Genomic DNA, 12017 nt, shown 5'->3' on the forward strand with positions numbered 1-12017 from the left:
CGCATCCGCTGACTATGAAATGACCAATCCGATAAATGATGAACTTACCCAAACTGGCGTTTAAATACTCTACTGGCGAAGAAGTAAGCGATGACCATGATGCCGACACACCAGGCAAGCGCAATCCAGATATCGTTCCCAACAGACCCTTCATACAAAAGGGCACGAATCGCATTCACGATTGAAGTCACTGGCTGGTTCTCGGCGAACGCACGGACAATTTTAGGCATGGTCTCGGTGGGGACAAAGGCCGAACTGATAAACGGCAGGAAAATCAGCGGGTACGAGTAGGCTGTCGCCCCTTCCAAAGAGCCCGCTGTCAATCCAGGAATGACCGCCAGCCATGTCAGAGCCAGCGTAAACAATACGATTATCCCAACTACCGCTAGCCAATCCAGGATATCAGCGCTGGAACGGAAGCCCATCAAGAGTGCGACGAGGATAACCACGACGACAGTAAGCAAATTGGATACTAGCGAGGTCAACACGTGAGCCCACAATACTGACGAGCGCTTGATGGGCATGGTAATGAAACGCGCCATCAACCCGCTCTTTACATCCGTAAACAGTCGCACGGAAGTGTAAGCGACGCCGGATGCGATAGCCATCAGTAAGATTCCCGGCAATAAATAATTGACGTAGTTGTCGGTGCCTGCCTCTATGGCGCCGCCAAATACGTAGACAAACAGCAACATCATCATAATCGGCGTAATCGCCACCGTGATAATCGTATCCGGGCTGCGCATGATATTGCGCATTAAACGCCCTAGTAATACCCCTGTTTTGCTATTCATTTACATTTCCTCCTTTTTGCCGATGATTGCGAGGAAAATTTCCTCCAATGTCGGCTGCTTCTCGATGTACTCTACTTTCGCTGGCGGGAACATCTCCTTGAGTTCAGTAAGGGTCCCGGTCGAGATGATTTTTCCGCCATGCAGGATGGCGATACGGTCCGCCAGTTGTTCGGCTTCCTCCAGGTACTGTGTTGTCAGCAGAATTGTCGTGCCGCCGCCAGCTAGCTCCTTGACCGTATCCCAGACTTCAATCCGGGCTTCGGGGTCAAGCCCTGTCGTCGGTTCGTCGAGAAAAATGACTGCTGGCGTCCCGATCAGGCTCATGGCGATGTCAAGCCGGCGCTTCATCCCGCCCGAATATTTATCCGCCCGGCGGTTGGCCGCATCGGTCAGGCTGAATCTCGCAAGCAGATTGTCGGCGACTTGAGCGGGATTGGAAACTCCCCGCAACTTGGCGATCATCAGCAGGTTTTCCCGCCCGGTGAGCATGCCATCTAAAGCTGCAAACTGCCCTGTCAGGCTGATGCTCTGGCGAACATGATCCGGTTCATGCTGAACGTCAAAGCCGCAAATACCTACTTCGCCGCCATCGGACTTCATCAGCGTCGAGAGGATGTTGACCGTCGTCGTCTTGCCCGCTCCATTTGAGCCCAGCAGTGCGAAAATTTCGCCACGCCCCACCTCAAAATCCACCTCCTTTAAGACTTCATTGTCTTTAAATGACTTTTTTAACCCTTTTACAGAAATCACTGCATTGCTCATGCTTTTTCCTCCTTTTAATAGCGCAGTAATGCCGCATGTAAGATTCGTATTTATCCTTCCGAGCGCCTAGCGGAACTAAATTGCCTATAGTTCTCTATTTAGTCTGACTGATAATCTGTATAACTTACTACCGAGTTAAAATATAACTGAATAGCAAAGGTGGCATTTCACATTTGTAACCAGCTATTCAGTCGGAATTATTTATTGAATTTATTTTTTCCCAATCGCTTCATGATACTGTCATTCAAATCTTCACGATACTTGGCGAAATAGGTTCTAGCATTTGCCACTAGTTCGTCGGCAAAGGACGCTACGTCGTCTCCGGTGATTTCCAGCACTTGCCTGCCTTCCGCAGCACCGGCTTCGAACAACTCGATTAATTCATACTGCATGTGCAGCATATCCATCCCGTTGCCCGCTGAGAAATTCCACATATAGTTTTGAATTTTCTTAAATACAAATTGGTAGTCCTCTGGAAGAGCTTCAACCCGTGTCATCATCATTTTATACTCTTTTTTATCACCTATCATTTTTTTGAATAATTCCATCATGTTATTTTTCCTCCTTTTTAACAAGACACTGCAAAATTAGCGTACGGAATATCTTATGAAGCTAGATTGACTTTAAGACATTGATTTTCGATGATACAAAATCCCATTTTTTCCAAAATAATTCAAGTTCCTGGCGGCCAGCCTCATTAAGTGAGTAAAACTTGCGGGGCGGCCCCATATCTGACGGTTTCTTCTCTATGTTCACCAGTTTTTTCTTTTCTAATCGCACGAGGATGGTGTAGACCGTACCTTCCACGACTTCAGTAAATCCAAGCTCGTTCAGGCGGCGGGTAATCTCGTAGCCATAGGTTTCATGGCGGCTGATGATTTCCAGCACGCAGCCTTCCAGCGAACCCTTCAGCATTTCAGTTAAATTTTCCATGTTCAGAGCCTCCTCTATTTTGTGACTTATTTTTATAACGTGTTCCGAGAGGAATTTTTATACTGAATAGCTTTTGGGAATTCACGCTATTTAGTATTACTCATTACAACTAAACTGTAACACCGAGTAGCAGGGGTGTCAACTTTTTTTCTTAATAATATTTTGCAACTTCACTACTCGGTGATATTGGTATCTCGTGTTACTTACTACAAGGTATGCTGTAACACGCAGATGGTGACTGTCAAATTGATTTTTTTTAACCTGCTCTCTCCATTGGAAACATCCGATGTAAATTTTGCTGTGAGTTTCATGGTTTTACTCGTGAGATTTATGCATTTACTCGTGAGTTTCGCACTTTTACTCGTGAGTTTTGCACTTTTACTCGTGAATTATACTATTTTACTTGTGAATTTCACTTTTACTCGTGAATTATGCTGTTTTACTCGTGAGTTTTGCACTTTTACTCGTGAATTATACTATTTTACTCGTGAGTTTCGCACTTTTACTCGTGAATTATGCTGTTTTACTCGTAAGTTTCGCACTTTTACTCGTGAATTATGCTGTTTTACTCGTGAGTTTTGCACTTTTACTCGTGAATTCCACGCTTTTACTCATGAATTCCACTTTTTCACGAGTAAGAGCGAAAATAAAAAGCAACCTGCTTTAGGCTGCTCGTTATCGGCTCTAAATTATACCCACCATAAATCAGTTGGACTTTCGTTGATGAGTACAGTTTTCAGATTGGTTACGGCCCGTTGGAATCCTTCTTCAACTGACATCAGCGGATCTTCGTGTTCGATGCTGACGACGTAATCGTAACCGTATGTGCGAAGGGCGCTCATGATGTCGGACCACTCTTGCAGGCTGTGGCCGCATCCTACAGAGCGGAAGTTCCAGGCACGGCTCTGGATATTCCCATAAGGCTGCATATCGGTCAATCCGTACATATTGATGTTATCCTGATCCAGGTATGTGTCTTTTGCGTGGAAGTGGTAGATTGCTCCCGCTTTCCCTAGGATTTTGATGGCACCGACTGGTTCAATGCCCTGCCACCAAAGATGGCTTGGATCAAGGTTGGCGCCTATTGCATCAGATGTAGCTTCCCGCAGTTTTAACAAGGTGTAGGGGGTGTGGACGAGAAAGCCCCCATGCAGTTCAAGGCCGATTTTTATATTGTGTTCATCAGCAATGGCGGCCACTTTCTTCCAATAAGGGATCAATTTTTCTTCCCATTGCCATTTCAGCACATCTGTATACTCATTCGGCCATGGGGCTACGGGCCAGTTTGGATATTTAGCTCCTTCGTGATCACCCGCTGTACCAGAAAAGGTATTGACTACCGGTACGTTCAGTAAGGATGCAAGCTTGATTGTTTTGATCAGTGTTTCATCACTTTCTTTAGCGAAGGCTTCATCAGGAGAGATTGGATTGCCATGGCAGCTGAATGCACTGATCGTTAACCCTCTTGTTTGAACGGCTTCGAGGTATTTTTGGCGCTTTTCTTCACTCTGGAGCAGTTCATCGAGTGGACAATGGATATTCCCTGGATACCCGCCTGTACCGATTTCAACTGTTTTCAATCCGGAATCCGCGACATAATCAAGCATATCCTCGAATGATTTTTGAGCAAATAGCACTGTAAAGATCCCTAATTTCACATGCCCCACCTCACCTTTTCATTAATTTATGCTCATGACCTTCCCACTTGCCGAGCTTTGATAGATGGCTTCGATTATTTTCGAAACTTTCATGGCTTCCGATGGTTTTACCAATGGTTCTGCTAACCCCAGGCAGCTGTTAATAAAGTTCTCTGCCTGTTGCAGGTCTGGTGTATCCTCTCCTGGCATCCATACTGCCTCACTGTTTAAAAGCATGCCGTGCTTAGCCTGATTCAAGACCAGCGGAAATACATCAAGTCCGCCCTGCGTTCCGGATAAACTCAAAACAGTTGCTTCTTCACGGATATTCGCGGCCCAAGATGTTTCGAATAATAGAGATGCTCCGTTTGCAAATTTGATATATGCCGTGGCATGGTCATCCACTTCAAATACCGAGGCATCGAAATTGCCCCATAAATTGACCTGATCGACACCCTTACTGACATAATTATATGTCGAACCTACGATTTCAATCGGTTCTGGGTCATCCATCAGCCATAATGCCAAATCGAGCAAATGGCAGCCGTAATCGATCACGCTTCCCCCGCCTTGCAATTCCTTGCTTGTAAAAACTCCCCAGCCAGGGACTTTGCGCCGCCTGATTGCCTGTACACGCGCTACATACGGTTCACCGATTTCACCGGCCTGAATCATTTTTTTTGCAGCCTGGGCTTCCTTCATGAAGCGGTAATGATAGGCAGTCGATAACACTTTACCGGATATGTTTGCAGCCTCGGTTATCGCTAAACATTCCTCGGTTGTAATGGCCATCGGCTTTTCGCATAACACATGTACACCCGCTTGCAGGGCAGCAATGGAAATCTCCGCGTGAAACTTGTTTGGCGTTGCGATTGTAACAGCATCCACTTCAGCAAACATTTCTTCATAATTCGTGAAAACCTTTTCGATATGAAATTCCCGCGCCACTTCCCGCGCCTTCATTTCATCTATATCCTGAATGGCGTATAAAACCACTTTATCTTGAAATTTTTGAAAAGCTGGGATATGCCTTTTTTGGGCAATTCCGCCAGCACCGATAATACCCATTTTTAATTTGTACATGATGACTTTTAACCCCTTTATAAGCGGATGATTTTTCGGGATGCATTTGATTCCATCGCGCCAAGAATGACTTTTAATGACTTTAATCCTTCAACTCCTGAGACAAGGGGCTCCTCATTGTCCACCACACATTTTACAAAGTGGCTGATCACTTCGGAATCATGCTGTCCGTCTGAGTCATTAGTCTGGATGCTTCCTAATTGGATGGTTTCTGTCTTTCCATTATCATGATGGATGATCAGTGAGTATTTCGGATCGTCTTCAAGGCGCAATACCGCTTTTTCCGCATAAATGACCGTAGCATTGTCTTCTTTTGCATAAGACCAGCTGGCGGTAAGAGTTCCGATGATACCGTTCTCCGTCCGGAGGATACAGGCCGCACTGTCATCAACGTCCGTGTTTTTCTTGGCAGTCGTTTCCACAAAGGCTCCCACTTCAACAAATTCTTCTCCAAGGATATACCGTAATAAATCAGCTTTATGAACCCCTAAATCGCCCATTGCCCCAATGACCGCCTGATCCTTTTTAAAAAACCAGCTTTCCAGTCCGTCCACGCTCCAGGTTTCCGGCCCGGAATGTCCAAAAGCCGTCCGGAAGCTATAGACCTTCCCTACTTCCCCGCTCTCAATAAGCTGTTTCGCTTTTTGATGAGAGGGAACAAAACGCTGATTATGACCAATCATTAGTATTTTGCCGCTTTTCGCTGCTGCTTCATTCATTTTTTCAGCGTCTGCTAAAGAAGTAGCCATTGGTTTCTCACATAGGACGTGCTTACCCGCTTCCAAGGCCGCAACCGTGATGCGTGCATGCAGGTAATTCGGTGTACATACACTGATCGCTTCAATCTCCTCATTCTTCAAAAGTTCTATATAATCAGTATATGCTTGAGCTCCATACCTTTGTGCTGCTGCATTCGCCCGGTCCGGCACAATATCACAAACGGCAATGATCTCCGTTTCCTGATGTGATTCATACTCCGGAAAATGCCTGTTTTTTGCGATACTCCCGCATCCAATGACTCCTACCTTCACTATGCCCATTTTGTTCTCTCCTTCACTTCATCTCTTTGGATGAGATGGATTCCAACGGTTCGGCTTTACCATAGTTCGTTGCGATTCCGAATTCCGGCTTGACCCAATCAACGGCATTTTTAATCACACGTTGGATCTCCGGATTATGATAGGTAGGATATGTTTCATGTCCTGGACGGAAATAGAAAATCCTCCCTTTACCCCGCTGATACGTGCAACCGCTTCTGAATATCTCCCCGCCTTCAAACCAACTAACGAATATTAATTGATCTGGTGCAGGGATATCAAAATGTTCCCCGTACATCTCTTCCTTTTCAAGTTCGATATATTCTCCGATTCCATCAACGATAGGGTGACTCGGATCGACTACCCAAAGCCGTTCCCTTTCATCCGCCACCCGCCATTTCAAATCACAAGTCGTTCCCATCAATCGTTTGAAGATCTTTGAAAAATGACCAGAATGGAGGACGATGAGACCCATTCCCTCGAGTACTCGCTTATGAACCCTTGCAATGATTTCATCCTGAACTTCATCATGTGCAACATGGCCCCACCAAATCAGTACATCGGTTCGTTCCAGTACTTCCTCGGTTAATCCGTGCCCTTCTTCATCGAGAGTAGCGGTCCTCACCTCGACCTGTTCACTTTGTAAAAAGCCGGCAATTGCACCATGGATGCCATCCGGATATACTTTTGCTACTTCAGGCTTTGTTTTCTCGTGGCGAAACTCATTCCATACAAGGACTCTCATGAACAACCTCCTCCATTCAAGAATCATTTCACGGCAACTTGTTTTGATGTTTAACTATCTATTACCTCTTTATTCAAAACGCAAACGTTTGCGTTAGGGATGATCAAAATATAAGAACATTTACTTATCGACCATAGAAAGTATGAATTTTCGAAAATAATCGTGATAATCTATATTGTAAATTTATGTTAGTAAAAATCAAGCTTTAATTGGTAAAACTTTTCTACAATTTTCATTTAATTTCCTTTTCAGCAACAAAATGCGACTCCCGCTTTATGATTTTGGTAGGAATGCTGATGCTCTTTTCCATCATTTCCGGATTCGCAATAAGATCGAACACGCATTTTGCGGCTTCATACCCTAACTGATACGTATGGATATCAACCGTTGTCAGCGGGGTACTTAAAAATTCTATGAATTCTGAGTGGTTAAAACAGACGACGCTTATTTGCTGCGGCACTTTCAAGTTCTTTTCGGCTAACACTCCAAGTAAGAGCACACCCAATAAAAGATCCATAACCAAAAAAGCGGTTGGTGCCTCCTTCAATTCCAGCAATTCGTCAATCGCCATTATTCCATCCGTTCGATTTAAAGGAATCAATTTGATATATTCCTGTCGCACATCCACCCCGGCCTGTTCCATCGCTTGTTGAAAGCCTGTCAAGCGGTCCTGGATCACTTCAAACTCGGGGCTGCCTCCTAAAAAGGCGATTCGCTCATGTCCAAGATTGATTACAAACTCCGATACTTCCCTGGCCGCTTGAACATTATCGTTATCAATGAATGTGATACCGCTCATGTTCGTACTTGGCTTCCCGATCAAAACGAACGGGAAGCCCTGCTTCAATAAATACGGCACCACTTTATCGTCCTTTTTAGAGTACAAAACAATCATGCCATCCACTCTTCTGCCCTGGACCATTTTCACGACATCCTCAAAGATGGCATCCTCCGTCTCGCCGGTAGTCAGAGAAAGACTGTACCCTTCTTTATTACAGAAATCTCCGATGCCCCGGATCACTTCGGGGAAAAAGGGATTATAAAGTGATTCCCTTGCCGAACTTTTCATGACGATCCCAATGGCCTTAGTAGACTTCGTGACTAAGTTCCGGGCATTTTCATTCATATGATAGCCCATTTCCTTTAATACCTTGCGTACCTTACGCTTGGTCTTTTCACTGATTGTCGGGCTGTTATGGATTACACGCGATACCGTTGATGGAGCGACATTTGCTTTTTTGGCAACGTCTTTTATAGTAACAGACAAATTCATCAACACTCCCCGTTCACCGCACATGGTTTAATATTCCCTATATTTAAATAGTTATTTAACGGCTCCATCTGCAATTCCTTTAATAATTTGCCTCTGAGCAAAAAAGTACGCAATGATGACTGGAATGATGGATAAAGTAAGTCCAGCCAATGCGAGATGCCATTGCTTCGTATATTGTCCGAAGAAGAAGAATAATTTAAGTGGAATGGTCTCCGATCCCGCGCCGCCAATAACAAGGGATGGCAGCAAATAGTCGTTCCATATCCAAATGACATTCAAGATCCCAACTGTAATGGACATCGGCTTTAATAGTGGAAATATGATATACCAAAATACTTGAAATCGGTTTGCACCATCAATCTTTGCTGCCTCATCAAGTGAGAGGGGTATCCCTTTTAAGGTACCATGATATAGAAAGATGGATAGACTGCAGCCAAAACCTAAATACATGAAAATCAATCCTGCCTTGTTCAGCATTCCAAGCTGTCCGAATTGGGCAACGAGCGGTATCATCACGGACTGAAACGGGATGAGCATGGATGCTACAAACACAAAGAAAAGCAGGGAACTTATTTTACTTTTGTTTCGGGAAAGAGCGTATGCTGCCATCGCAGAAAAGATGATGATGATGACTACACTGACGCCCGATATCAATAAAGAATTGAATAAAGTCCGGAGGAAATCCAATTGCTCGAAAGCTTGAGTGAAGTTTTCCAATGTCCAGGTTTCAGGCAGCCCCAATGTATCGGCAAATATATCCCGTTTCATTTTAAAAGCATTGACAAGCATTAAATAAAACGGAGTGAGCCATAATATGGCCAAAATGAATCCGATGAATCCAATCAGCCACAATTTCCATTTTCCCCTCATTACAGCTCAACCTCCCGTTTTTTATTGAAATAGACTTGTGTCAGCGAAACGACCGCCACGATTACGAAAAAGATAACGGCTTTTGCCTGTGCATATGCCATATCATTTTCGGTGAAGGCGGATTTTACAATGTTCATCGCAACCATTTCAGTTGAATTATAGGGAGCTCCATTCGTCAAGGAAAGGTTTTGATCATAGATCTTGAACGAGTGGGAAAGCGTCAAAAACAAACTGACGGTAAAAGCAGGTGCCACTAGCGGAAAAGTTATATGGCGAAAACGCTGGAAGCTGTTAGCTCCGTCAATTTTTGCCGCTTCGATCAAGTCCTCAGGAACTGCCTGCAAATAGGCGATATAAATGATCATGATATATCCGGCCATCTGCCAGGATGTTAAAATGATCAATCCCCAAAAACCTGTATCAGTCGTCGATAACCAACCATTAAATGCTTCGATCCCCGTCAAATCACCAATCGCACCGAAGACCTTAATAAAAATGAACTGCCAAATAAAGCCGAGAATCAAGCCGCCAATTAAATTGGGCATAAAGAAAACCGTACGCAGTATGTTGCTTGATTTAATTTTCGAAGTCACGATGAGAGCCAAACTTAATCCGATAATATTGATTACCACAATTGCCGCTACGGAAAATTTAATCGTGAACCAAAATGTATCAAGAAACCCTTTATCCGTAAACAAGTCTATATAATTCTTAAAACCGATGAAATCCGGTGTCCCTAAACCGTTCCAATTCGTAAAGGAATAATAAAATCCGTAAATGAGTGGCACGATCACAACCAAAATGAGTGCAGCAAGAACAGGTGTTAAAAACAGCCAATATGCGGCATCCCGATTTCTCAACGAAACCGACCTCCTTGAAATGATTTAATAGTTAACGGGTTTAGATCATGACTGGGTTATTTGATGAATCCCTTAGCGGCTTTTCTATAAGAAGGAACAACCAATCGACACGTTTTTCTTGCCGATTGGTCACTAGCATTCCCCAACTCTTATTTACTTTGAATCTTCTCCCAATTTTCAATGTTCTGTTGGACAAGCTCCTCCCAAGTCAATTTACCAGTTACGTATTTTTGGACACTTGCACCAAGATCATCATTCCAACCGACCGGATATCCATTAAACACCCACCCAATCGTATTTCCTTCTTGGGAGTATTTATAAATTTCTTTTGAAATTGGATCGGCAATTTTTTCTACATCATATCCTTCATAAGCAGGAATGAATTTAAAATCTTCCAAAACGGCTTTTTTCCCTGCTTCGGATGTATACATCCAGTCGAGGAACTTCTTCGCTGCTTCCTGTACCTTTTCATCAGATTTCTTGTTCACTGCCCAATAGTTCGGTACGCCGACCGGCATGCCTGCATTGTCTCCATTTGGAATTGGGATGATGCCAATTCCCTTTTCAGCCAACTCGGGATCCATATCATAGACTGTGTTATACACCCAGTTTCCTTGCTGAATGATCGCAACCTTTTCAAGCGAGAAAAGCTCCTCCACTTGTTGGGAGTAATCAAGACTTGCTGTCGGCTGGACGGAATACTCATTTTGGATATCGACCAATTGTTTAAACTTGTCACCATCCGTGAATTTAACCGTTGGTGCCTTACTAGCTTCTAAAACATTCCCATCAAACTCCGGTGATAAGAATACATTGGATAAATGGTTTCCTGTCACCCACTTCTCTTTGACCGGATAAGCGAAAACTGCATCGATTTTCAATTTGTTTTTTTGTGAATCGATTTTCTTAACTGCCGCCTCTAATGTTTCATAACTTGTAATCTCATCAGGATTAACTCCGGCTTCTTTAAAAATCCGTTTGTTATAAATCAAGCCGTATCCTTCCTGGTTAAATGGAAGTCCAAGGACCTGCCCGTCCTCTTCGACGCCATCCAAAGTACCGTCAAGTGCAGCAGCAGCAGCCTTCGTGTCCTTTAAATCTGTTAATCTATCTTTATATTGTGCGACATCTACCGGCCCGCCAATGTTAAACACCGCTGGCTCCTCACCTGAAGCGAACTTTGCCGTAATGGCTGATTTATAATCATTTCCGCCGCCGACCGTCGATACCTTGATCTTCACATTTGGATTTTCTTTTTCATATTGTTTTGCCAATGTCTCGAATTGCGACTTGAATTCTACCTTGAATTGAAATATATCCAGCGTCACGACATCCTTTGAATCGCTGTTTCCGCCAGTTGAAGAAGAGCATCCAGCCAAAATCACACTAAAAATCAATAAAACAGTAAGAATTCCCCCGTACCATTTTTTACGCTTCATGCCTACCCACTCTCCCTTTTTCTCATAATATTCATGCAATTTTAAGAAAACGTTTGCATAAAATTAGTAAAATAAAAGCCATTCATTCTATAAAATTCATAGTCTATCGTACTTCTTTTACATCACCTCCTCACAAAAACATTGCAAACGTTTACATTTATGCGCTTTATATTACCACCAAATTCCATACTTTACAATAAAATTGTAGTATATTGTAAAAAAAGGATGTTAAGAACTCTCTTAATCTAATTATATGATTCAGAAACCTTTGATTATTCCTTTATCCGATTATTTATTGTACGGGCATTTTCATTCCCGGCATTATACGAAAAAAAGGAAACCATTCGGTCCCCTTCTTTTCACTTCAATATCATCTTCACATTGGAAGGACCGTATTCATCCTTCAATTCATAATATTTATCGCTTGCTTGTCCAAATTCCTTAAACACACCGCTAATGATCAATTCATTCTTTTCCTTATCAACGACACTGTACTTGATATTGCTTTTCCCAAACTTTCTGTCATCCACTTTTAAAAGGATCATCTTGGACACCTCCACATTTAATGGCTGCACTCCTCAGGG

General features: G+C 43.4%; 13 protein-coding genes. All 13 read right to left on the minus strand.

What is annotated here, in order from left to right; translation table 11 throughout:
* Positions 1 to 44: 44 nt before the first annotated feature.
* The 13 genes from J7I96_RS01970 to J7I96_RS02030 all read right to left on the minus strand — a co-directional run bounded on the left by J7I96_RS01970 (position 45) and on the right by J7I96_RS02030 (position 11978).
* Positions 45 to 794, minus strand: coding sequence for an ABC transporter permease (locus tag J7I96_RS01970; protein ID WP_214773731.1), 750 nt, complete (start codon positions 792 to 794; stop codon positions 45 to 47).
* Positions 795 to 1556, minus strand: a complete 762-nt coding sequence (locus tag J7I96_RS01975; protein ID WP_214773732.1) for an ABC transporter ATP-binding protein — start codon at positions 1554 to 1556, stop codon at positions 795 to 797.
* Between the two features lie 197 nt (positions 1557 to 1753).
* Complete coding sequence (locus J7I96_RS01980) at positions 1754 to 2107, minus strand: DUF1048 domain-containing protein (RefSeq protein WP_214773733.1); 354 nt, start codon at positions 2105 to 2107, stop codon at positions 1754 to 1756.
* Positions 2108 to 2168: 61 nt separating this feature from the next.
* Positions 2169 to 2489: a PadR family transcriptional regulator gene (locus J7I96_RS01985; RefSeq protein WP_016131412.1), complete on the minus strand. Its 321-nt coding sequence runs from the start codon at positions 2487 to 2489 to the stop codon at positions 2169 to 2171.
* 689 nt (positions 2490 to 3178) lie between these two features.
* Positions 3179 to 4147 (minus strand): sugar phosphate isomerase/epimerase family protein, encoded by a 969-nt coding sequence (locus J7I96_RS01990; RefSeq protein WP_214773734.1) that lies wholly within the window; start codon positions 4145 to 4147, stop codon positions 3179 to 3181.
* A gap of 21 nt (positions 4148 to 4168) precedes the next feature.
* Positions 4169 to 5209, minus strand: a complete 1041-nt coding sequence (locus J7I96_RS01995) for a Gfo/Idh/MocA family protein (RefSeq protein WP_034305944.1) — start codon at positions 5207 to 5209, stop codon at positions 4169 to 4171.
* Positions 5210 to 5226: 17 nt separating this feature from the next.
* On the minus strand, positions 5227 to 6249 hold the full coding sequence (locus tag J7I96_RS02000; protein WP_214773735.1) for a Gfo/Idh/MocA family protein: 1023 nt from the start codon (positions 6247 to 6249) through the stop codon (positions 5227 to 5229).
* A gap of 13 nt (positions 6250 to 6262) precedes the next feature.
* Complete coding sequence (locus J7I96_RS02005) at positions 6263 to 6991, minus strand: ThuA domain-containing protein (RefSeq protein ID WP_214773736.1); 729 nt, start codon at positions 6989 to 6991, stop codon at positions 6263 to 6265.
* A 232-nt stretch (positions 6992 to 7223) separates the two neighbouring features.
* Entirely contained in the window at positions 7224 to 8258 is a 1035-nt protein-coding gene (locus J7I96_RS02010) for a LacI family DNA-binding transcriptional regulator (protein ID WP_214773737.1), read from the minus strand.
* A 57-nt stretch (positions 8259 to 8315) separates the two neighbouring features.
* The gene (locus tag J7I96_RS02015; RefSeq protein ID WP_214773738.1) at positions 8316 to 9134 is read right to left on the minus strand and encodes a carbohydrate ABC transporter permease; all 819 of its coding nucleotides are present in this window, start codon (positions 9132 to 9134) and stop codon (positions 8316 to 8318) included.
* Positions 9134 to 9994, minus strand: a complete 861-nt coding sequence (locus tag J7I96_RS02020) for a carbohydrate ABC transporter permease (RefSeq protein ID WP_034305954.1) — start codon at positions 9992 to 9994, stop codon at positions 9134 to 9136. The genes J7I96_RS02015 and J7I96_RS02020 overlap by 1 nt, the downstream gene beginning before the upstream one ends.
* 149 nt (positions 9995 to 10143) lie before the next feature.
* The gene (locus J7I96_RS02025; protein WP_214773739.1) at positions 10144 to 11433 is read right to left on the minus strand and encodes an ABC transporter substrate-binding protein; all 1290 of its coding nucleotides are present in this window, start codon (positions 11431 to 11433) and stop codon (positions 10144 to 10146) included.
* A gap of 359 nt (positions 11434 to 11792) precedes the next feature.
* Positions 11793 to 11978, minus strand: coding sequence for a hypothetical protein (locus J7I96_RS02030; protein ID WP_214773740.1), 186 nt, complete (start codon positions 11976 to 11978; stop codon positions 11793 to 11795).
* Between the last annotated feature and the right edge of the window lie 39 nt (positions 11979 to 12017).

The organism is Bacillus sp. ISL-78 (assembly GCF_018613455.1).
In the GTDB taxonomy this organism is placed as follows: Bacteria; Bacillota; Bacilli; order Bacillales; family DSM-1321; genus Peribacillus; species Peribacillus frigoritolerans.

Bases quoted from the DNA above. Each gene is read 5' to 3' on its own strand.
- J7I96_RS02030 (WP_214773740.1), bottom strand. From the start codon at position 11,978: ATGATCCTTTTAAAAGTGGATGACAGAAAGTTTGGGAAAAGCAATATC.
- J7I96_RS01980 (WP_214773733.1), bottom strand. From the start codon at position 2,107: ATGATGGAATTATTCAAAAAAATGATAGGTGATAAAAAAGAGTATAAA.
- J7I96_RS02015 (WP_214773738.1), bottom strand. From the start codon at position 9,134: ATGAGGGGAAAATGGAAATTGTGGCTGATTGGATTCATCGGATTCATT.
- J7I96_RS02000 (WP_214773735.1), bottom strand. From the start codon at position 6,249: ATGGGCATAGTGAAGGTAGGAGTCATTGGATGCGGGAGTATCGCAAAA.
- J7I96_RS02005 (WP_214773736.1), bottom strand. From the start codon at position 6,991: ATGAGAGTCCTTGTATGGAATGAGTTTCGCCACGAGAAAACAAAGCCT.
- J7I96_RS02025 (WP_214773739.1), bottom strand. From the start codon at position 11,433: ATGAAGCGTAAAAAATGGTACGGGGGAATTCTTACTGTTTTATTGATT.
- J7I96_RS01985 (WP_016131412.1), bottom strand. From the start codon at position 2,489: ATGGAAAATTTAACTGAAATGCTGAAGGGTTCGCTGGAAGGCTGCGTG.
- J7I96_RS01995 (WP_034305944.1), bottom strand. From the start codon at position 5,209: ATGTACAAATTAAAAATGGGTATTATCGGTGCTGGCGGAATTGCCCAA.
- J7I96_RS01975 (WP_214773732.1), bottom strand. From the start codon at position 1,556: ATGAGCAATGCAGTGATTTCTGTAAAAGGGTTAAAAAAGTCATTTAAA.
- J7I96_RS01970 (WP_214773731.1), bottom strand. From the start codon at position 794: ATGAATAGCAAAACAGGGGTATTACTAGGGCGTTTAATGCGCAATATC.